This window comes from Haloprofundus halobius, assembly GCF_020097835.1.
Classification (GTDB): Archaea; Halobacteriota; Halobacteria; order Halobacteriales; family Haloferacaceae; genus Haloprofundus; species Haloprofundus halobius.
The window spans coordinates 1,090,049-1,111,234 of sequence record NZ_CP083666.1; the positions used below are offsets into that span (position 1 = coordinate 1,090,049).

The 21,186-nt window shown below is 64.0% G+C and carries 22 protein-coding genes; 15 read left to right on the plus strand and 7 right to left on the minus strand.

Features of this window, described 5'->3' with window-relative positions:
• Nucleotides 1-29: 29 nt before the first annotated feature.
• On the plus strand, nt 30-773 hold the full coding sequence (locus LAQ74_RS05770; protein WP_224335968.1) for a proteasome assembly chaperone family protein: 744 nt from the start codon (nt 30-32) through the stop codon (nt 771-773).
• A 329-nt stretch (nt 774-1,102) separates the two neighbouring features.
• Here the strand turns inward: LAQ74_RS05770 and LAQ74_RS05775 are convergent, their stop codons facing one another.
• Complete coding sequence (locus LAQ74_RS05775; protein ID WP_224335970.1) at nt 1,103-1,588, minus strand: hypothetical protein; 486 nt, start codon at nt 1,586-1,588, stop codon at nt 1,103-1,105.
• A 200-nt stretch (nt 1,589-1,788) separates the two neighbouring features.
• On the opposite strand from LAQ74_RS05775, the gene LAQ74_RS05780 reads away from it, so the two are divergent.
• The 5 genes from LAQ74_RS05780 (at nt 1,789) to LAQ74_RS05800 (ending at nt 7,741) form a co-directional block, all read left to right on the plus strand.
• Entirely contained in the window at nt 1,789-2,520 is a 732-nt protein-coding gene (locus LAQ74_RS05780; protein WP_224335972.1) for a nucleotide exchange factor GrpE, read from the plus strand.
• 177 nt (nt 2,521-2,697) lie between these two features.
• The gene (gene dnaK, locus LAQ74_RS05785) at nt 2,698-4,611 is read left to right on the plus strand and encodes a molecular chaperone DnaK (RefSeq protein WP_224335978.1); all 1,914 of its coding nucleotides are present in this window, start codon (nt 2,698-2,700) and stop codon (nt 4,609-4,611) included.
• Between the two features lie 219 nt (nt 4,612-4,830).
• Nucleotides 4,831-5,991: a molecular chaperone DnaJ gene (gene dnaJ / locus LAQ74_RS05790; RefSeq protein ID WP_224335979.1), complete on the plus strand. Its 1,161-nt coding sequence runs from the start codon at nt 4,831-4,833 to the stop codon at nt 5,989-5,991.
• A 160-nt stretch (nt 5,992-6,151) separates the two neighbouring features.
• Entirely contained in the window at nt 6,152-6,472 is a 321-nt protein-coding gene (locus LAQ74_RS05795) for a cupin domain-containing protein (protein ID WP_224335980.1), read from the plus strand.
• 78 nt (nt 6,473-6,550) lie between these two features.
• Entirely contained in the window at nt 6,551-7,741 is a 1,191-nt protein-coding gene (locus LAQ74_RS05800; protein ID WP_224335981.1) for a CobW family GTP-binding protein, read from the plus strand.
• Nucleotides 7,742-7,757: 16 nt separating this feature from the next.
• Here the strand turns inward: LAQ74_RS05800 and LAQ74_RS05805 are convergent, their stop codons facing one another.
• On the minus strand, nt 7,758-7,910 hold the full coding sequence (locus LAQ74_RS05805) for a hypothetical protein (protein WP_224335982.1): 153 nt from the start codon (nt 7,908-7,910) through the stop codon (nt 7,758-7,760).
• Between the two features lie 111 nt (nt 7,911-8,021).
• Between LAQ74_RS05805 and LAQ74_RS20320 the strand changes: the two genes are divergently transcribed.
• Nucleotides 8,022-8,144, plus strand: coding sequence for a hypothetical protein (locus tag LAQ74_RS20320; protein ID WP_255647763.1), 123 nt, complete (start codon nt 8,022-8,024; stop codon nt 8,142-8,144).
• Between the two features lie 27 nt (nt 8,145-8,171).
• Here LAQ74_RS20320 and LAQ74_RS05810 read toward each other — a convergent pair whose 3' ends face one another.
• Nucleotides 8,172-9,335 carry a glutathione-independent formaldehyde dehydrogenase gene (locus LAQ74_RS05810; RefSeq protein ID WP_224337135.1) on the minus strand — a complete coding sequence of 388 codons (1,164 nt, stop codon included), beginning with the start codon at nt 9,333-9,335 and terminating at the stop codon, nt 8,172-8,174.
• A 228-nt stretch (nt 9,336-9,563) separates the two neighbouring features.
• Between LAQ74_RS05810 and LAQ74_RS05815 the strand changes: the two genes are divergently transcribed.
• Both LAQ74_RS05815 and LAQ74_RS05820 read left to right on the plus strand, forming a co-directional pair.
• Nucleotides 9,564-10,280: a long-chain fatty acid--CoA ligase gene (locus LAQ74_RS05815; protein ID WP_224335984.1), complete on the plus strand. Its 717-nt coding sequence runs from the start codon at nt 9,564-9,566 to the stop codon at nt 10,278-10,280.
• A 63-nt stretch (nt 10,281-10,343) separates the two neighbouring features.
• Nucleotides 10,344-11,702, plus strand: a complete 1,359-nt coding sequence (locus tag LAQ74_RS05820; RefSeq protein WP_224335986.1) for an amidohydrolase — start codon at nt 10,344-10,346, stop codon at nt 11,700-11,702.
• Between the two features lie 2 nt (nt 11,703-11,704).
• Here LAQ74_RS05820 and LAQ74_RS05825 read toward each other — a convergent pair whose 3' ends face one another.
• Nucleotides 11,705-12,499 carry a helix-turn-helix transcriptional regulator gene (locus LAQ74_RS05825; RefSeq protein ID WP_224335988.1) on the minus strand — a complete coding sequence of 265 codons (795 nt, stop codon included), beginning with the start codon at nt 12,497-12,499 and terminating at the stop codon, nt 11,705-11,707.
• Between the two features lie 217 nt (nt 12,500-12,716).
• On the opposite strand from LAQ74_RS05825, the gene LAQ74_RS05830 reads away from it, so the two are divergent.
• Together LAQ74_RS05830 and LAQ74_RS05835 are read left to right on the plus strand one after the other, a co-directional pair.
• Nucleotides 12,717-13,712, plus strand: coding sequence for a DMT family transporter (locus LAQ74_RS05830; RefSeq protein WP_224335990.1), 996 nt, complete (start codon nt 12,717-12,719; stop codon nt 13,710-13,712).
• A gap of 89 nt (nt 13,713-13,801) precedes the next feature.
• Complete coding sequence (locus LAQ74_RS05835; protein ID WP_224335992.1) at nt 13,802-14,479, plus strand: DUF8127 domain-containing protein; 678 nt, start codon at nt 13,802-13,804, stop codon at nt 14,477-14,479.
• 33 nt (nt 14,480-14,512) lie between these two features.
• On the opposite strand, the gene LAQ74_RS05840 is transcribed toward LAQ74_RS05835, so the two are convergent.
• On the minus strand, nt 14,513-16,501 hold the full coding sequence (locus LAQ74_RS05840) for an AMP-binding protein (protein ID WP_224335994.1): 1,989 nt from the start codon (nt 16,499-16,501) through the stop codon (nt 14,513-14,515).
• Between the two features lie 255 nt (nt 16,502-16,756).
• On the opposite strand from LAQ74_RS05840, the gene LAQ74_RS05845 reads away from it, so the two are divergent.
• Nucleotides 16,757-18,214 carry a prolipoprotein diacylglyceryl transferase gene (locus tag LAQ74_RS05845; protein WP_224335996.1) on the plus strand — a complete coding sequence of 486 codons (1,458 nt, stop codon included), beginning with the start codon at nt 16,757-16,759 and terminating at the stop codon, nt 18,212-18,214.
• A gap of 67 nt (nt 18,215-18,281) precedes the next feature.
• Nucleotides 18,282-18,869: a GNAT family N-acetyltransferase gene (locus LAQ74_RS05850; RefSeq protein ID WP_224335998.1), complete on the plus strand. Its 588-nt coding sequence runs from the start codon at nt 18,282-18,284 to the stop codon at nt 18,867-18,869.
• Between the two features lie 18 nt (nt 18,870-18,887).
• Here the strand turns inward: LAQ74_RS05850 and LAQ74_RS05855 are convergent, their stop codons facing one another.
• Both LAQ74_RS05855 and LAQ74_RS05860 read right to left on the minus strand, forming a co-directional pair.
• Entirely contained in the window at nt 18,888-19,157 is a 270-nt protein-coding gene (locus tag LAQ74_RS05855) for a DUF8142 family protein (protein ID WP_224336000.1), read from the minus strand.
• A gap of 54 nt (nt 19,158-19,211) precedes the next feature.
• Nucleotides 19,212-19,481, minus strand: coding sequence for a DUF7520 family protein (locus tag LAQ74_RS05860; RefSeq protein WP_224336002.1), 270 nt, complete (start codon nt 19,479-19,481; stop codon nt 19,212-19,214).
• Nucleotides 19,482-19,608: 127 nt separating this feature from the next.
• Between LAQ74_RS05860 and cdd the strand changes: the two genes are divergently transcribed.
• On the plus strand, nt 19,609-20,025 hold the full coding sequence (gene cdd, locus LAQ74_RS05865) for a cytidine deaminase (RefSeq protein WP_224336004.1): 417 nt from the start codon (nt 19,609-19,611) through the stop codon (nt 20,023-20,025).
• A gap of 262 nt (nt 20,026-20,287) precedes the next feature.
• Nucleotides 20,288-21,112, plus strand: coding sequence for a nucleoside phosphorylase (locus LAQ74_RS05870; protein ID WP_224336006.1), 825 nt, complete (start codon nt 20,288-20,290; stop codon nt 21,110-21,112).
• The last annotated feature ends 74 nt before the right edge of the window (nt 21,113-21,186 follow it).

Consider the following 21,186-nt stretch of genomic DNA (forward strand, 5'->3'; position numbering starts at 1 on the left):
TTTACAACGCTGGCCCTCCTACTTCGGACATGGCGCGAATCAACGTGCTCGCGGAGGACCTCGCGTTCGACGAACCGCTGCTCGTGGAGGGACTTCCCGGTGTCGGGCTAGTCGGGAAGATCGCCGCCGACCACCTCGTCGAGGAGTTCGAGATGACCCACTACGCGAACGTCCACTGCGAGAGCATCCCGAAAGTCGCGGTGTACCGCGACGACGACCGGAGCATCCACCCACCAGTACGCATCTACGGCGACGCCGAGCGGGACCTGCTCGTACTTCAGAGCGACGTGCCCATCTCGCCCGGTGCGGCCACCGAGTTCGCCGAGTGTCTCAGCGACTGGTTCGACGACGTGAACCTCACGCCCATCTACATCAGCGGACTCCCCCGTGAGAAGGACGACGAACCCCCGGCGCTCTACGGCATCGGCACCGGCGACGCCGCGCCGATGCTCGACGACGCCGGCATCGACGCCCCCGCGGAGATGGGACTCGTCTCCGGACCGACCGGCGCGCTGCTGAGCTACGCCGTCGAGAACGACCAGTCGGCCGTCGGCCTCGTCGTCGAGTCCGACCCGCAGTTTCCCGACCCGGAGGCCGCCCGCGTCATTATCACAGACGGCATCAACGCGCTGTCGGATATCGAGGTGCCGACCGACGACCTGGTCGACCACGCCGAGGAGATCCGCGAGGCGAAGCAGCGCCTCGCCCAGCGCCTCCAGAACGCCGAGAACGACGAGAGTTCGCAGGCGCAGCCGCTGCGGATGTATCAGTAAACTCCGACCTTTTGCGCTGTGGGCCGCCGGAGGCGGCCCTCGGCAAAAGCTCGACCAAAAGCACAGCGTCACCCCCTCAGGCGCTCCGCGCCTTCGAGGGTTCCTCGGCCCGCTCGCTCACTTCGTTCGCTCGCGGTACGACGTCTCACTATACCGCGACCGAACCGCTCCGCACAGTTCCGGCCACCAGGTTCTGTTAGAAATCCTCGACTAACGGCAGTTCGACGAGATCGTGTTGGACACAGAGGTTGAATATAGTAGACGGTAATCGCTCGTTTCAGCCCCCGAAAACGAACTAGCCGTTAGGTTGGTGTATCTCGGTGACTCAATTAGAGGAGTTCTGCTCCGACACGTTGGAGAGTAAATATATAGAGGATAAATCCGATAAACGTAGTCCCCAGCATAAGCAGGTCTGCGAGCTGTAAGAACACGACTGCCCACCATCCCCACAGCAGTACCGATACCCCGAGAAGTACGCCTCCAAGAGGGAACGCTACGGTCGCAACCCATATCCACCGCCGTGTCTCCGTCCAGTCTTGGTATTCCGGCGAGTGGTTTCGAGAATATCGACGGCCTAATTCGTAAAATCCGACACCTCGAAGAGCAAAAAAGAGGATGAGGAGGAGGAAAGACGCGCCAACTGCTGACAGCGTAGGATTAAACGAACCGAATTCGACATCTATGAGAAACGGGCCGAAGACTCTGACCAGACAGAGTGAGAGGCCAGCCCCGATAATCAGCCCCTCCGAGAAGTAGAGGAGTAGTCGGACACGTTGAGACTGGCTCGGAAGCGGCCAGTCCGAACTCCCCCTCATACAATCTATAATACTACATACGGCAAAATAATTTCTCCGTACCTGATACTGTGGCCAGAAATCCGCGTGACCGATTCGCGCTCTGCATTCAGCACGCCTCTCGTATCGACATTCAGTCGTTCTGGTAGAGCCGTCCACCGCCACCACCCCCGCCGTTTGTTTCTGCAATCCTTAAGCCGAACCAGCGGCACACTCCGACTATGACCGACGACGCACCCGACGAGTCAGCGGCAGAGCGAGAAGCCGAGGAGCACACCGAGCAGTCGGTTACGGACGCGTCGACGGCGGACGCCGAACCGACCGATAACGGCGCGAACGCCGGGACCGCCGAGAGCGAGGGAGGCGACGAAAACGCGCGGGATTCGGTCGAAGACGAACTGACGACCGACGTCGGCGTCGACGCCGACCTCGCCGCGCGCGCGGCGGAGTACGACGACGAACTCGCGGCCGAAGTGGACGAACTGCAGACGCGCACCGAGGAACTCGAAGCCGAACTCAACGAGAAGAACAACCGCGTTGAGGAACTGGAGTCGGGGCTGCGCCGCACCCAAGCCGATTTCCAGAACTACAAGAAACGCGCGAAGAAGAAACAGGACGACATCCGCGACCGGGCGACCGAAGACCTCGTCGCGCGCCTCGTCGGCGTCCGCGACAACCTCCTGCGGGCGCTCGACCAGGACGAGGACGCCGACATCCGCCCCGGCGTCGAGTCGACGCTCAAGGAGTTCGACCGCATCCTCGACGACGAGAACGTCGAACCCATCGAACCCGACCCCGGCGAGACCGTCGACCCGCAACGCCACGAGGTGATGATGCGCGTCGACAGCGACCACCCCGAGGGAACCGTCGCCGACGTCTACCAACCGGGCTACGAGATGGCCGAGAAGGTCATCCGCGCGGCGCAGGTGACGGTGAGTAAAGGCGACGAGTAAATCGTCCGTGCGCGCGGCGTCGACGCCACGGTTCTCTCGGAAAGCACGTCGATAAAAATCCGCCGACCACGTTCGACGTGACGAGACGAAACCGCACGAGGGGGGCGAGGTGTTTTCGTCGCCGCCGCCGTTTAGTCTAGTAACCTTTAACCGGCGCAAACCGGTAGTTGTCGGCAAATGGCGAGTAACAAGATTCTCGGTATCGACCTCGGTACCACGAACAGCGCGTTCGCGGTGATGGAAGGTGGCGACCCCGAAATCATCGTCAACGCCGAGGGCGACCGCACGACTCCCTCCGTCGTGGCGTTCACCGACGACGAGCGACTCGTCGGCAAACCGGCGAAGAACCAGGCGATTCAGAACCCCGACCGGACGTTCCGCTCCATCAAGCGCCACATGGGCGAGGAGGAGTTCACGGTCGAGGTCGACGGTGAAGAGTACACCCCCGAACAGGTGTCGGCGATGATCCTCCAGAAGATCAAGCGCGACGCCGAGGAGTATCTCGGCGACGACGTCGAGAAAGCCGTCATCACGGTCCCCGCGTACTTCAACGACCGCCAGCGACAGGCGACGAAGGACGCCGGCGAGATCGCCGGCTTCGACGTCGAGCGCATCATCAACGAGCCGACGGCGGCGTCGATGGCGTACGGCCTCGACGACGACTCCGACCAGACCGTCCTCGTCTACGACCTCGGCGGCGGGACGTTCGACGTCTCCATTCTCGACCTCGGCGGCGGCGTCTACGAGGTTGTCGCCACGAACGGTGACAACGATCTCGGCGGCGACGACTGGGACGAGGCCATCATCGACTACCTCGCCAGGGAGTTCGAAAACGACCACGGCATCGACCTCCGCGAGGACCGACAGGCGCTGCAGCGCCTGAAGGACGCCGCAGAGGAAGCGAAGATCGAACTCTCCTCGCGCAAGGAGACCGACATCAACCTCCCGTTCATCACGGCGACCGACTCCGGCCCGGTCCACCTCGAACAGTCGCTCACCCGCGCGAAGTTCGAGAGCCTCACCTCCGACCTCATCGACCGTACCGTCGAACCCACGGAACAAGCACTCTCGGATGCCGGCTACTCGAAGTCCGACATCGACGAGGTCATCCTCGTCGGCGGGTCGACCCGGATGCCGCAGGTCCAGGAGAAAGTGAGCGACCTCGTCGGCCAGGAGCCGAAGAAGAACGTCAACCCCGACGAGGCAGTCGCGCTCGGCGCGGCGATTCAGGGCGGCGTCCTCGGCGGCGAAGTCGACGACATCGTCCTGCTCGACGTGACCCCGCTCAGCCTCGGTATCGAGGTCAAGGGCGGACTGTTCGAGCGCCTCATCGAGAAGAACACCACGATTCCGACCGAGGAGTCGAAGATATTCACCACGGCGGCGGACAACCAGACCTCCGTCCAGGTCCGCGTCTTCCAGGGTGAGCGCGAGATGGCGCAGAACAACGAACTGCTCGGCGAGTTCCAGCTCACGGGCATCCCGCCGGCGCCCGCCGGAACTCCGCAGATCGAGGTGACGTTCAACATCGACGAGAACGGTATCGTCAACGTCGAAGCCGAGGACAAAGGCTCCGGCAACAGAGAGGACATCACCATCGAGGGCGGCGCGGGTCTCTCCGACGAGGAGGTCGAGCGGATGCAGGAGGAAGCCGAACAGCACGCCGAGGAGGACAAGGAACGACGCGAGCGCATCGAGGCCAGAAACGAGGCAGAGGGCGCGGTCCAGCGCGCAGAGAAACTCCTCGACGAGAACGAGGAGAACATCGACGACGACCTCTACGCCGACATCGAGTCGGCCATCGAGGACGTCGAGGCGACGCTCGAAGACGAGGACGCCTCTACCGAGGAGCTCGAAGACGCGACCGAGAACCTCTCGCAGGAACTGCAGGAGATCGGCAAGCAGATGTACCAGCAGCAGGCGCAGGCCGGACCCGGCGGCGCGGGCGGTGCGGCAGGCGGTCCGGGCGGCGCCGGTTCGGGCGGCGCCGGTCCGGGCAGTGCAGGCCCCGGCGGCATGGGCGGCGACGACTCCGACGACGACGAGTACGTCGACGCCGACTTCGAAGACGTGGACGAGGACGACCAGTAGATCGTCCTCATCTGCCCGACAGAGTTCCACTCTGTCGAACGTTCAAGACGACGAGTAAGTCGTCGTCTTGAGCCAATCAGAACGCTCCGCGTTCTGATGACGTGGACGAGGACGAGAAGTAACGGCAATCACACGGCACTCGCGCGCTGAACGACACCCGCCTCGTTCCGCGCCGAGCCATTCCGTTCAAGTAGTTCCCCGAACAACGAGAGATAACTGATGAGCGAGGACTTCTACGACGTACTTGGGGTGTCGCGCGACGCCGACGAGGACGAGATAAAGCAGGCGTACCGGAAGAAGGCCGCCGAGTACCATCCGGACGTGAGCGACGACCCGGACGCCGACGAGAAGTTCAAGAAGGTCAAGAAGGCGAAGGAGGTGCTCACCGACGACGAGAAGCGCCGGATGTACGACCAGGTGGGCCACGACCGCTTCGAGGAGGCCCAGAAACGCGGCGGTGTCGGCGGCGGTGCGGGCGGCGGATTCGGCGGCGGCAACCCCTTCGGCGGCGGGGGCGGCGGAGGCGGCTTCGAGGACATCTTCAACCAGTTCTTCGGCGGCGGCGCGGGCGGCAACGGCCGCGGTCAGCAGAACCGTCCGCGGCAGGGTCGTAACCTCCGTACGAACGTGACGCTCGACCTCGAAGACGTGTACGAGGGCGTCACGAAGCAGGTGACCATTACCCGACCCGAACGCTGTTCGGACTGCGACGGCGAGGGTCACCCCGCCGACGCCGAGTCACGAACGTGCCCCGAGTGCAACGGCCAAGGACAGGTAACACAGGTGTCGCAGACCCCGTTCGGCCGCGTCCAGCAGACGACCACCTGTCGGCGCTGCGGCGGCGAGGGGGAACTGTACGACGAGACCTGTCGCACGTGCGGCGGCGACGGCACCGTCCGTGAGGAGGTGACGCTCACCGTCGACGTTCCGGCGGGTATCCAGAACGGCCAAACCCTCAGGATGGAGCGTGAGGGCGCACCCGGCGAGAATCGCGGGCCGAACGGGGACCTGCTCATCGACATTCAGGTCCGCCCGCACGACGACTTCGAGCGCGATGGCGACGACCTGCACTACAAGCACCCTATCTCGTTCCCGCAGGCGGTGTTCGGGTCGACCGTCGAGATTCCGACGCTCGGCGGCAGCGTCGAGATGGATATTCCCGAAGGGACCCAGAGCGGCGAGACGTTCCGACTGAAGGGGAAGGGGATGCCCCGTCTTCGTCGCCGCGGCGAGGGCGACCTCTACGTGCAGGTGCAGATTGTAACGCCCGAGCAGATGAACACGGAGCAGCGCGAGGCGCTGGAGGCGTTCGCCGAGGCCGGCGGCGAGGAGGTCGACGTGAAGGAAGGCTTCTTCGAGAAGATCAAGAACTCATTCTGACGCACCTTTTTGCTGCGGGGGGTGCGCGAAGCGCACCCCCGCTTGCAAAAATCTGCACCAAAAAGGCCGCTCGCTCCCTTCGGTCGCTCGCGGTACAGAACAGCTGTTTCAATCAGCTTACGCGACCAACTTACTTCCGACTGGCGGCCGATTCGTCCGTGTGTCCTACTCGAAAGTCAACTACCGCGACGTCGAACCGAAAGCCGACGGGATGTACTTCCTGCGCGACGCGCTCGACGCCGACAACCTCGGCGTGACGGTGCTCGACTGCGAGGCGGGGTGGTCGGGGATGGAACACGACCACGGCGATGAGGGTCACGAGGAAATCTATCTCCTCGTCGACGGCGCGGCGACGGTCACCGTCGACGGCGACGACGTCTCACTCGAATCCGGCGACGCCGTCAGAGTTCCGTCGGACGCAACGCGGCAAATTAGCGTCGGAGACAAAGACAGCACGCTCGTTCTCGCGGGCGCACCGTAGCCACGTTCCCGATGTGGTGAGTCTCGCTGCTCGATGAGAGTGCGAGGGGATACGTCCCTCGCTATCGTCTCTCAGTGTATGAGTACCTCCGATACCGGCCGAATCCCGGTCACCGTCGTCAGCGGTTATCTCGGGGCGGGGAAGACGACGCTCGTCAACCACATCCTGCAGAATCGCCGAGGCATGGACGTCGCCGTCGTCGTCAACGACATGGGCGAGGTGAACGTCGACGCCGAACTGCTCGCCGACGCCGACGACAGCGAGGAAGGGATTCTCGACCTCTCGAACGGCTGTATCTGCTGCGAGCTCCAAGGCGATTTGCTCGAGCAAACCGCTGAGTTAGCCGAGACGCGGTCGTTCGACTACCTGCTCGTCGAGTCCTCCGGAATCAGCGAACCGCTGCCCGTCGCACGGTCGTTCGTCGAAGGCTCGCCCGAGAGCGACGTCGATCCGACGGAGCACTACCGGCTCGATACCACCGTCTCGGTCGTCGATGCCTACGGCTTCTGGAAAGAGTTCGACCCGACGACGCGGAAAGCGTCCGCCTCCGTGGACCGACCGCTCGCCGACGTGTTCGTCGACCAGATCGAGTTCTGCGACGTGCTCCTTTTGAACAAGTGCGACATGGTTCCCGACGACGAACTCGACCGCATCGAGTCGGTGATCCGTGAACTCCAACCGCGCGCTGACCTCACCCGGACAACCTACTCGGAGGTCGACCCCGAGCGTATCCTCGGTACCGGCCGGTTCGACGTGACCGACGCTCGGAAAAACGTCGGCTGGAAACGGCGCCTCGCCGAACACGAACGAGGGGCGGGAGCGGGGGCGTCTCACGCCGACCACGATGGGCACGATCGCGATAGACACGAGCACGCCGACCACGGCAACGGCGGACTGACCGCCGCCGAGGCCCACGGCGTCTCGTCGTTCGTGTACGCGACGGAGATACCGTTTCACCCGAACCGGTTCGCGGCGTGGCTTCGAGACTGGGACGGGAGTATCGTCCGCGCGAAGGGCTTTTTCCTCCTTGCGGGCCGCGAGGAGTCGGTGATGGGGCTGAGCCAGGCGGGGCCGTCGGTACAGGCAGGTCCGATCGGTGAGTGGGACGAGGATACGCCGCGGACGAGACTCGTCTTCATCGGAAGCGAGATGGACGAAGCGGCGCTTCGCGCGGAACTCGACGACTGCCTACTGGCCGAACGAGCCGAGGGTACCGAGGCGGCGTCGAGCGACGACCCGTTCCCGCTGGCGGTGACGGTCGACGAGTGACCGTCTCGCGAATCGTTCAGGCGAACTCCTCGCGGAGTTCGTCCCACGACTCGTCGAACCCGTAGTTCGCGTTCGCGGCTCGCTGACGTTCGATGGCGTCCTGATACACGGTGTCGTACTGAAGCAACTCTCCCCACCCCTCCATCGCGTAGTTACAGTACTGGCACATTGTCACGATAGATACGGCGTGTTCACGTATATATCTACCATCTGTGACGCTTTCCGGACGACGAAATAAGAAACTTGATAAGTAAGTGGACATGAGAGTGTCTGACTACCTGTGATAACCGGAAACTGCGACCATTGTAACTGGTCGATGCTCGCCACGTCGTACCCCGAGATGGTGCAGGCGTACCAGACGCACCTCAGAGAGAACCACCACGACGTGTGGATTCGAACCTAAAAAGGCGAGTTCGACAGCTTCCTCGACTTACGGTTCGAGGAGCACCTTCGTGACGCCCTCCTCGCGGTTGTCGAACCGCTCGTACATCTCCGGCGCTTCGTCGAGACCGACGCGGTGAGAGACGACGAACGTCGGGTCGGCCCGGCCTTCGATGATCATGTCGCGTAGCTGTCTGTTGTAGCGCTTGACGTTACACTGACCCGTTCCGAGCGCGATACCCTTCTCGAACAGCTTCCCGAAGTCGATACCGAGTCTCCCCTGTGCGGCCATCTCGTCGGGCGCGCCGGGGTCCGAGGGGACGTAGAGTCCGGGGATACCGAGTTTGCCGGTCGGGCGGACGGTCTGGATGAGTTGGTTGAGAACTACTGCCGGATTCTCGCGCGCCGGGTCGTAGGCGTCGTCGGTGACGTCGGTCTCCGGGTCGATCGCCTGATAGCCGACCGCGTCGACGCCTTTGTCGACACCTTCGCCACCGTGAGCGTCTCTGATCTGTTCGATCGGGTCCGACTCCTCGAAGTTGATCGGCATCGCGTCGCAGTGCTGCTCGGCGAGTTCGAGACGACTGTCGACGCGGTCGACGACGTATATCTCGGACGCGCCCTGAATCTTCGCGCTGTAAGCCGCCATCAGGCCGACCGGTCCGGCCCCGTAGATGGCGATGGACTCGCCGGGTTGGAGGTCAGCGAGTCGCGTGCCGTGCCACCCGGTCGGGAAGATGTCCGCGAGAAGCGCGAACGCGTCCTCCTGTTCGTCACCCTCCGGGAGCTTCAGCGCGTTGAAGTCGGCGTAGGGGACGCGGAGTTTCTCGGCCTGTCCGCCCATATACGGCCCCATGGCGACGTAACCGTACGCTCCGCCGGCGAAGCCCGGATTGACGTTCGTACAGAAGCCCGTGTAACCGTTCTCACAGTTCTGACAGAACCCGCAGGCGACGTTGAACGGCATGACGACGCGGTCACCTTCTTCCAACGTATCGACACCGTCACCGACCTGTTGGACGACACCCATGTTCTCGTGCCCGAAGACGATACCCGGATCCGCCGACGTTCGCCCCTCGTACATGTGGAGATCTGACCCACAGATACACGACGTGGTAATGTCGACGATTATGTCGTTGGGGTGTTGGAGTTCCGGTTCGTCCACTTCCTCGACCGCGACCTCGTTCGGTCCTTTGTAAACCACAGCGTTCATTGACATCTGTTAGAACCTCACATAGTGACCCATCAGACACGCTATTATATCTAATTCATGATAAGTTGAGATACGGCGGGAATGTTACCATCGGCCGTGCAGAACGTACCATCAGTCGCACCACGTCTCACGATGATAACTCAGTCTGTTTCGTCGTTGGTCTTCGGACGTGTGGTCCCGTACTCGACGCCTCGGTGTGTTTTTCTCTCACGCTTCCGTATCCCGTTCGTGAACGTTCTCGGGGAGATTGTCGGACGCGACCGGCGAACCGACCGCTCGGCGGTCCATCACCCGTCGGCGGGGCGGACGATGAGTTACCACGACTTCTGTACGACGGCGTGGAAAGCCGGCAACGTGTTTCGACACCTCGGCGTCGCGGGCGGGCGCGGCGTCGAGATCGAACCCATCGGGTCGCCGGAGTCGCTTCTCAGTTTCTTCGGCGCAACGCTACTCGGGTCGCCCGTCCGATTCGAGATTCGCGACGACGATGAGGCGCGCCTCGTCGTCGCCACCGCCGACCGGGAAGCCGAGTTCGACCCCTCGCCGGGGACGAAACTCGTCGTTTACGGCGACTGCCCGACCCGTCCCGACACGACGTACTGGGAGTCCGATGTGTGGAGCGAGAACCCGGCGATTCCGCCGTACGAGATAGAACCATCCACACCGGCGCTTGTCACCCACGAGACGACGTACAGCCACGAGCAACTGCTGACGCTCGCCGAGCGCGTCGTCGACGACTACGACCTGAGTGCCACCTCGAGAGTCGCCGTTGCCGGTTCGCTCTCACATCCCGGCGTCGTCGTCGCGGGCGTCGTCGCCCCGCTTCTCGTCGGCGGAACGGCCGTCCTCGGGTCGAAGACCGACGAGATGGCCACCCTCGCCGTCGTCACCGACGACGAGACGGCGGACGCCTCGTCCGTCGTCGACGCCGACACGGTACTGTAGAATCCCGTCCGCACGGACTGCCGGACACCAAAGCGCTACGTTCGCCGGGCGAAATCTCCGAGCATGACCGACGTAGCCGACCGCAAGCGCCGGGCCGTCGAAGCCATCGACGAACACGCCGACGACATCGTCGCCTTCGCGAAAGACGTCGAAGCCGAACCGGAACTCGGGTTCAAAGAGACGGAGACCACGAGAAAAGTCGTCGCCGAACTCGAAGGAATGGGTCTCGGCGTCGAGGAGAACATCGCCGTCACCGGAGCGAAAGCTCGGTTCGGGGCCGATGGTACCGGCGGCCCCGACGACGGAGCAAACGAGTTCGTCGTCGCCGTTCTCGGCGAACTCGACGCGCTCGTCAACCCCGCGCACCCGAAGGCGAACCCCGAAACGGGCGCGTGTCACGCCTGCGGCCACCACGCGCAACTGGCGAATCTCGTCGGCGCGGCGTACGGCCTCACCGCCGCGGGCGTCACAGACGACCTCGACGGTGCTATCGACTTCATCGCCGTCCCCGCCGAGGAGTATCTCGACCTGGGCTACCGCCGGAAACTGGTCGAGAGCGGCGACGTGGAGTTCCTCGGCGGCAAGCAGGAACTCATCCGCCGCGGCCACCTCGACGACGTGGACTGCGCGATGATGATTCACGCCGGGAGCGACACGCCCGAGCGCGTCGTCACGAGCGACTTCTCCTCGAACGGGTTCGTCGGCAAGTTCGTCACCTACGAGGGCAAGGAGTCCCACGCCGGTGCCGCCCCCGAGGAGGGTGTCAACGCGCTCAACGCGGCGATGCTCGGGATGAACGCCGTCCACGCGAACCGGGAGACGTTCGCCGACGACGACCACGTCCGCGTCCACCCCATCGTCACCAACGGCGGCGACGGCGTCAACGTCGTCCCGAGCGACGTGCAGATGGAGTCGTACGTCCGCGCGAGCACTATCGAAGCCGTCACCGACGCCAACGAGAAGACGAACCGCGCGCTCGAATCCGGTGCGATGGCCGTCGGCGCGAACGTCGAAATCGAGGACTACCCGGGCTACATGCCGCTGCGGACGGACGAGACGATGGTGTCGACGTACGACGCCAACGTCGCGGAGTTGCTGGGCGAGGAGGCGCTCACGCCCGGCAAACCGCATCTCACCGGGTCGACCGACATGGGCGACGTGACGCAGATTCTCCCCGGAATCCACCCCTACGTCGGCGGCTTCTCCGGCGCGGTCCACGCCCGTGACTTCGAGGTCGTCGACGAGGAGATGGCGTACGTCATCCCCGCGAAACTGACGGCGATGCTCGTCGTCGACCTGCTCTCGAACCTCGAAAAACAGGCCGAGATTCGCGCGGCGAAGGATAAAAAACGCTCCGTCGACGAGTATCTGGAGACGGTGCGGGCGATGCGCGAGACGGTCGTCGGCGAGTACAAAACGTGAGGTCAGTCGGCGAGGTCGGCGGCGTCCAGCGGCCGGGCGTCGTTCCAGTATCGGTCGTGAACGTCGTGGGCCCACGCCAGCACGGTGTCGTCGTCGGTGTCGACCGAGGCCTGCAGCAGTCCGTCGCCGTCACGGAGAAACAGGTGGACCACGTCGTCGGCGGCGGTCAGCGCGACGGGCACGTCGTCGTCGACGATACGGAGTTCCGCGCCGGGGAGGTCGACCAGTTCGAGAAGGCGCTCGCGGAGCGCCGAGTCGTCGGCGATGGCGTCGATGGCGCTCGCCGAGAAGACGCCCTCGAACGTCTGTTGTTCCTCGGCGACGCGACGCCGAACCACGTTCATGCTCTGCTCGTTGAACGCGTGCGAGACGATTTCGACTCGCTCGGCATCCCGCAGGAGTCCGAGTACGCGCTGGACTGGCGCGTTCGGACGCGTCTGCGTCGGGGTCGTGATGGTCGCGTCCCTGAGCTGTCGGAGGTCGAACGTCATCGACTCGGTCGGCAGCCAGTTCGCCACCTGACGGAGTCGCTGCTCGGTCTCGACGATCTCGCGGAGATTCGAGAACCCGGCCGCGACTAACCGTCCGGTCGGCGTCGCCGCGTACTCCCGGTCCGTCTGTCTGACCCAGTTTCGGTCCTCGAAATCGCGGAGGATACGACCGAGCGTCGGCTGTGACGCGCCGGTTCGCTCCTGGAGCTCGCGGCGCGTGTGCGACACTTCGGCCACCGCGTCCAACACCTCGACCCGGTTCGCCGAGAGCGCGAGAAACTCGATGTCTTCGAGCGCCGATTCCATGGGCCGTCTTCGACCGACTCCCACAAGTGGTTTTCGCACCGTGAATGTATTTCATTGTCTGAAAAAACGGTGAACGGCACCCGGTTTTCTTGCTATGAAAAATTTACTGAATATATGTTTAAGCCCCGCATCCCTTTCTACAGTCGATGACGATTCGCTTCACTTTACTGGTCGGCCGGGTCGCGGCGCCCATGGCGACGACGGAGGTGTCCCCGTAGTGGTCGCCAAACGCTCGCTCGTGTTCTTCGCGCTCGCCAGTATCTTCTTCGGCGGCGTGTTCGTCGCCGCTAAAGCCGGCCTCTCGTACTTTCCGCCGCTGTTGTTCGTCGCACTCCGTTTCGATGTCGCCGCGGCGGTGCTTCTCGGCTACGTGGCGCTCACGACGACCCGCGAGGACCTCTTTCCCTCGACGCGCGGCGACGTCGCGGGCATTCTCGCCACCGGTGTGCTCGCCATCGGCCTCGCCAACGGTCTCTTGTTCGTCGGCCAGCAGTACGTTTCTAGTGCTGTTGGCTCCATCATCTTCAGCCTCTCGCCCATCTTCACGCCGCTTCTCGCCGCCTTCCTCCTCTCCGACGAGCGACTCTCGCGACGCGGCGTCGTCGGCGTGCTCGTCGGCCTCCTCGGCGTGGCGCTCGTCGTCGGCGTCGACCCCCAGAATCTCCTCGGCGGCGGCGTCGTCGGCAAGGCCGTCATCCTCGGCGGTGCCGTGAGCGCGGCTCTCGGCAGCGTGCTCATTCGTCGCGCCGACGGCTCGCTTTCGAGTACCGTTCGGACCGCGTGGGCGCTCCCCGTGAGCGCGCTCATGGTCCACGGGATGAGCCTCGGTGCGGGCGAGTCGCTCTCGGCCGTCTCGTGGTCACCCGCGGCGTTCGTCGCGCTCGGCTACGTCGGCGTCCTCGCGGGCGCGGCCGCCTACATCGCCTACTTCGGCCTGCTCGACGACGTGGGCGCGATTCGGGCGAGTCTCGTCTTCTACGTCAGCCCCGTCGTCGCGACGCTCGGCGGCTGGGCACTCCTCGGCGAGTCGATCTCGCTCTCTACTATCGCCGGATTCGGCGTCATCTTCGCCGGATTCGCGGTTCTCGGTTCCGAGGAACTCGAAGGTCGGCTTCCGGAACTCGTGGCGCGGCTTCCGACCGGCGAGTCGTCGACGGTGTTGACCGACGGCGGCCGCGACACCGAGAGTCGGACGGGGTGCGACGCGGACTGAGCGGTGATTCCGCTCGTCTGTCGAACGCTCCGAGATAATTGGCTTCTGATGACAATTTTCTTTTACTGACGGCTGAAACGCCTGAACCGATGGTCTCCGAGAGCACGAAGACGACGCTCCTCCTCCTTTTCGGAATCGGACTGCTGTTGAATCCCGTGTACCTCTATCCGAACAACCTCGACGGCACCGAACCCGTCGTGACCTACGAAGTCGAACCGGTAGAGAACGAGTCTCGCGCGGAGTCCGTGGTCGCGTTCTCTGAACAGACGCTCACGTGCGGGACCGAGCGGGCTTGCGCGCTCGAACGCGAGGTGGCCGAACGGGGTTCGATCGAATACAATCACTCAGTTGCAGAGCGCGAAGAGGCGCACTTGGACCCGACACAGCAGCGGTGGGCGAGATACAACCTCGTCGCAATCGATGGACAGTTCTACGCTCCGGAGGTGAGACAGGACGGCGAGCGGACGATGCTGACCCACCGCGAACTCTCGACGATGGAGGCGCTCGACCACATCGCGGTTCCGAGTAACGAGACGTCGCCCGAGGTTCGTCGGGCCGTAGAAACCGGCTCGGTCACGGTCGTCGACCACCGAATCCCCGAGTTCGAGCGCGGCGACCCCATCGCCCACGAGGGCGAGGTGTACGCCGTGGCGGGGCGGAGCTACAGTTGGGGCCTTTCGGAGAACGTCCTCGTCTGGCGGGGGTTGTTCGTGCTTGTCGGAGTCACGAGCGTGGCTGTCGCGTGGGACCTTCGCGGGCGGGAGTAGGGAGCTAGACTCCCCGTATCTCTCTTCGATTCCTCACTTCGCCGCCTTCACCTTCTCCAACGCCTCCGGATTTTCGATGCTGCTCATGTCGCCGAGTTCCTCACCCTCGTACACCGACGCGATGGCGCGGCGAATGATCTTCCCACTTTGGGTCTTCGGGAACTCGTCGACGAACAGCACCTCGCGCGGGCGGAACGGCTTGCCCAACTCTTCGCCGACCACTTCCCGCAACTCCGCGCGCAGGTCGTCGTCGGCCGTCACACCGTCTTCGAGCACGACGTAGGCGACGACGGCGGTGCCTTTCGTCTCGTCTGAGACGCCGACGGCGGCGGCCTGGTTCACCGCGTCGTGGTCGATGAGCGCGCCCTCGACCTCGGCGGGGCCGACTTTCCGCCCCGCGACGTTGAGCACGTCGTCGGCGCGGCCGTGGAGGAACCAGAACCCGTCCTCGTCTTTCTGCGCCCAGTCGCCGTGGTTCCACATGTCGTCGAAGCGCGACCAGTACTCCTGGAGATAGCGCTCGTCGCCGTCCCAGAGGCTCTTGGTCATCGACGGGCAGGAGTCGCGGGCGACGAGGTAGCCGCGCTCGTGGGTGTCGGCGATGCTCTCACCCGTCGCGTCGACGATGTCGACGTCCATCCCCAGTCCGGGACCGCCCAGCGTGCAGGGTTTCAGCGACTGAATCGGCATCGGCATGAGGAAACAGCCACAGATTTCGGTTCCCCCGGAGATGTTCATGATGGGTGCCTCGCCGCCGCCGACGTTCTCGTAGAACCACATCCAGGACTCTGAATCCCACGGTTCGCCGGTCGACCCCAAGAGTCGAAGCGAGGAGAGGTCGTACCCGTCCAGCCAGTCGTCACCGTATTTCCGAAGTGCGCGGATGGCGGTCGGCGAGATACCGAACACCGAGAGCTCGTGGCGGTCAATCATCTCCCAGAAGCGGTCGGGTTCGGGGTGGTCCGGTGCGCCCTCGTACATAAACACCGTTCCCCCGTGGGCGTGGTTGCCGATGAGCGTCCACGGGCCCATCATCCACCCGATGTCGGAGACCCAGAAGAAGCGGTCCGACGGCTCGTGGTCGAAACCGAAGTAAATCTCCTTGGCAGCCTGCATCAACACGCCCGCCTGCGTGTGAACGATGCCCTTCGGCTTACCCGTCGTTCCCGACGAATAGAGGAGCATCGACTCCTGCTCGCTCGGCAGTTCCTTCGTTTCGTACTCGTCGTCAGCGACTCCTACCGTTTCGTGCCACCACTCGTCGCGCTCGTCGTCCCACTCGATTTCGGAGCCGAGGCGCTCGTAGACGATGGTGTGTTCGACGTGGCCCGCCTGCGCGATGGCCTCGTCGGCGGCGTCTTTGAGCGTCACCTCGCCGCCGCGGCGGTAGAAGCCGTCACCCGTAAACAACACCGAGCACTCGCTGTCTTCGATTCGCGTCGCCGTCGCGTCCACGCCGAACCCGGAGAAGATGGGCACTGCGACAGCTCCGACTTTGAAACAACCGTAGAGAATCGAAATGACTTCCGGAACCATCGGCATGTACAGTCCCACCGTGTCGCCCGTCTCGATGCCGCGTGCTTCGAGGACGTTGGCGACGCGGTTGGCCTGCCGGTGGAGTTCGTGGTAGGTGACCTCGCGGACATCGCCGGGTTCGCCCTCCCAGATACAGGCGACCTTGTTCCGCGTGCCGGAGTCGACGGCGGCGTGTCTGTCGAGCGTGTTGTGCGCGATGTTGATGGTACCGCCGGGATACCACCGTGAGAACTGCGGGCCGTCGCTGTCGTCGCGGACGGTGTCGTAGTCGGCGTAGAACTCGATATCCAGATAGTCGGGCAGCAGGTCCCAGAACCAGTCGACGCCCGAGGCGTCCTCGCCATCGATGTCGCCACACGTCCGAGCGATGAGTTCCTCGTAATCCTCGATTCCGTACTCCTGCATGAACGCGTGGACGTTGGTGGACTCGACGAACGCCTCGGTCGGTTCGTGGACCACTTCGTCGCTGTCGGGAACTGTGTTCATCGCTCGCCACTTTTACTGCCGACGTGAAGTAGCTTGCTCACTATCGTCTGTGAAGGACCTTCGGCGGCCGGAGTGACCACAAATATACGAACTCTGTCAAGTAAGACACGACGACTCTCCCATCGGAAGAAGGCTAGAGTTGCGCGTTAACACGCTCTTTCGTTACTATAGTGAACACCGAAAATTCGACTTCGCGAACACGTCTCACCAATCTGTTAAGTGCTATCCCGTGGGATACACGCGTAGTGGAGACAGATGTCTGACGACCCAACTACACGTGAGCGAAACGTCACGACGAGCCGAGACCGAATCCGAGAGTGGGCCGACGAACGCGGGTACGTTCCCATCTACGAGGAGCGGGACACCGGGGAGATGAACTACCGGTTCGTCCGCGAGACCGAGGTAGACGACACGCACGACCGACGCGACTGGGACGAGTTCTTCGAGACGTTCGAATCGGAGAACGTTGCGTTCGCCTACACCGACGAGGAGATGGGAGGCGACGCCGAACCGTGGCAGTTCGTCGCGCGCTCCGATGTCGCCGAACGGGCCGCTCTCGATAACGAGGAGGTCGAAAGCGCGCTGATGGAGGGCGAGACGGTGACGACGGAGGTCACCGAGACGAAAGTCGTCGAACGGACCATCGTCGAACGCGACACCATCGAGAGCGAAGTCGTCGACACCGAGACCATCGGCGAGACGACCGTCGACCGCGAACTCGTCAGCCGCGAACTCATCGAGGCGTCGTTTCTCGACCAGGGTCGCATCGAGGCGGTCATCGAAGAGGTGTGGTCGAACACCAACGAGGTCCTCGAACGGATGACGGTCCACAGCCGCGTCGTCGACACCGAACTGGAGGAGACCGACACCGTCGAGAGCGACACGATGGAGGCCGACATCGACGTCCGAGGCGTCGAGGAGACCATCGTCGAGAGCGACATCGTCGAGGCCGAGGCCGTCGGCAGCGAGATCGTCGAGGCGGGTGTCGTCGAGAGTCAGGTCATCGAAGGCGACGTCGTCGAGAGCGAACTGTTCCAGCGCACTCTCGTCGAGGAGGAAGTCGAGGAGCGCAAACGCGGCATCTACACCCTCTCGGAGACGGAACTGCTCGACACGAACGTCATCGAGAGCCAGATTATCGAGCATGAAATCGTCGACCGCGAGTACGAGGGGATGGAGGCCGCCGAAATCGACGAGATGACGGTGACCGCCGAGACGGAGATGTCCGAGGCGACCGAGACAACTGGTCAACCCGAACGAGGCGAAGGGACCACAGCGCCGACGGAGACCGAAGGGACGGCGGCCGCCGAGGAGAACCGCTCCGAATCGGTCGAGCGAGCGGACACGACCGGAACCGAGGAGGCCGAACCGTTCGGCAGCGGGGCGACCGAGTCAGAGGACAGTAACGAACCGTTCACCAGCGAGGCGACCGAATCGACCGAATCGACCGAAGAGCAACCGGACGAAGGTGCGGCCGAGACACATCTCGACCAGAACGACCAGGGGAAAGACATCGTCGACGAGAGCGGCCGCGAGGTCGGCATCGTCGCGAAAGTCGAGGGCGGCGTCATCCACGTCGACCCCTCGCCGAGTCTCACCGACCGATTGAAGGCTGAACTCGACTGGGGCGACGTCGACGACGACACGTACACCCTCTCGGAGTCGGACGTTCGCGAGGTCACCAACTCGCAGGTCGTCGTCCGCGACATGTGAGTGCGGTCCGTCGCGGCGCGTGAACGCTGCGTAAATTCTTTTGTCCGCTCGGTGACTATCGGCTATCATGTACGTGCGAGACGCCAAGAACCGGGACGAGGTCTGGTTGCTCGACCACATCGAGGCGATGAGACTCGACGACGTCGCGTTTCGCTCCCGCGATTACGTCATCGCCGTCGACGAGGCGTCGAACAGTCGCGCCGGGTTCGGACGCATCCGGATCCACAAGCACGACGAGGGCGACTTCTGTGAGCTGACCGGTATCGGCGTGTTGCCGGAGTGGCGCGGACAGGGCGTCGGCGCGCACGTCGTCGAGCGACTCGTGAAGACCGCCGGCGACGAGGGGTTCGAGGAAGTGTACTGCTTCACGGACGAACCGGGCTACCTCGTTCGGTTCGGCTTCGAATCGGTCGACTCGGAGGACCTCCGGCCGGCGGTCCGCGAGCGACTCGACGCGAAGCGCAGTGGGGTGATGCCCGACGCGGTTGCGCTCTCGGTGGACGTCGAGGCGTTCGAGATGCCGACCGAAGCCCGGGAGGCGTTCAAGGAGGCCGCGCCGGAGGCGGAACCCGACTCGGAGCCCGAAGAGCGACCTGAGGACTTCGGTATCGACCCGGAGTCGGCGACGTACAAGTACGACACCGGACGACAGTAAGTGGGGCGCCCCCGGCTCTCAGGTCCGGTCGTCGAGGAAGTCGGTGCTGAAGACGATCCACGCCAGCACCGAACAGAAGAGGATGGGCGGGAGGATGGCGAACGCCCACAGCGGTTCGATGCCCCAGAACAGCAACAGCACCACGTCGAAGAGCCCAAGAGCGAGAAACGGTGCGACGGCGAGGGCGGCCCGTTTCCGGTTTCGCCCGCTCTCCTCCGCTAGTGGTGTGTTCTCCTCCGGTGTCGGCGTCGACTCCGGTGAGTCGGAGTCGCTCGTCGAAGCGGCCATACCGAAACTCCGTGACCGGCCTTGAAAAGGGCCGCGCTCCGTTCGACGCTTCGACTACAGTCGGTCACGGTCCTCCAACCGGGAGACGAACTCGACGGCGCCGAACAACGCGCCGAGCGCTACCGTCGCCAGAATCGCGCCGTAGAGCGCCATCGGTACCGGACTCACCGGTAGCGTCGCAACGCCGAGAAAGTCGATCGAGGCGCCCGCGCTGTTCTCGCCGACGAACAGGCCGATGAGTGCCGCGACGAGGACGACGACGCCACCGACGCCGAGGAGGATGCGGCGGCCGCGGTCGGATCCGTTCACGTCGAATTCGTTCACAACCGAACTCGGGGGCGTCGACTATAGACTCTTTCTTACTGCGGCCGAGACGGCGTCAAGTCCGGCGCCGGAACCCGACAGCCCGTGGCGGAGCGGTTATACCTCCCGCGTGCGTCGTCGAAACCCCATGGTCGACGAACTCGTCGAGAAGGCGCGTGCGGTGCTCTCGAACGCCCACGTTCCGTACTCCGAGTACCGCGTCGGTGCCGCGCTCCGAACTGCCGACGGCACGGTGTTCGTCGGGTGCAACATCGAGAACGCCAACTACAGCAACAGCCTCCACGCCGAGGAGGTCGCTATCGCCGAGGCGGTGAAGAACGGCTACCGTGAGTTCGACCGCATCGCCGTCTCCTCGGGCGTCCGCGACGGCGTCACACCCTGCGGCATGTGTCGCCAGACGCTCTCGGAGTTCTGCGACGAGTCGTTCGTCGTCGTCTGCGACGAGGGCGGCGAGGAGACGAACGAGTACACCCTCGGGGAACTCCTTCCGAACACTATCTCCGAGGGAACGCTCTCGGACGCTGCCGGTCGCGCCGACGAGTAACTGACGCGCCCGTGTTTCTTTTTTGGCGCAGTATACTGTATCAATCGAATGATTTATACTGGAATCAGGTAACAAGGGACACGCCCGCGTAGCGATACTATACTATCGTCTGTCATCCCACCAGCGCGCGTCGCCGACGCCGTCCACGGACGTCGGTGAGCCGTCGCGGGCGTTTTTATCCACAGAGCGAACGCATCACCCGACACCGAGAGGAGTCCCACACACCACCGGTTTATTTGTCGCGTCGTCTCCCAGAGCGGGTATGACTGACACCGACGCCAGCGAGGATCCCAACGACGAGGTGCAGTACCACATCGAAGTCGCCGAGGGCGACGTCGCCGACGCCGTGTTGCTCCCAGGTAATCCCGAGCGGGTGGACAAGATAACCGCGCTGTGGGACGAGCACGAGGAGGTCGCCTCCCACCGCGAGTACCGCACGGCGACCGGAACGTACGACGGCGCACCCATCTCCGTCACGTCGACGGGTATCGGCAGCCCCTCCGCCGCCATCGCTATCGAGGAACTCGCGCGCGTCGGCGTCGAGACGTACATCCGTGTCGGCTCCTGCGGCGCGATTCAACCCGAGATGGACGTCGGCGACCTCGTCATCACCTCCGGTGCGGTGCGACAGGAGGGCACCAGCGCCGAGTACGTCTGCGAGGACTACCCGGCCGTCGCCGACCACGAGGTCGTCTCCGCGCTCGTCGCCGCCGCCGAGCGACTCGGCCACGACTATCACGTCGGCCTCACGATGAGCGCCGACAGCTTCTACGCCGGGCAGGGCCGCCCCGGATTCGAAGGCTTTCGCGCCGCGGGCAGCGAGTCGCTCGTCGAGGAGTTACAAGAGGCGAACGTGAAGAACATCGAGATGGAGGCGAGCGCGCTTCTGACCATCGCGAACGTCTACGGTCTCCGCGCGGGCGCGGTCTGTTCGGTTTACGCGAACCGCATCACCGGCGAGTTCCGGACCGAGGGCGAGTCGCGCGCGGCGGAAACGGCGAGTCTCGCCGTTTCGCTGCTCGCACGAATGGACGAGGTCAAACGCGAGGCGGGTGTCGACCGGTGGCACGCCGGCCTCTCCTTGTAGCCCATCTTCGTCCTGTCTCGGCCGCCCCGGCCGTCACGGAATCGGGACGTAACCCAGATTCGGGCGTTCTCGCG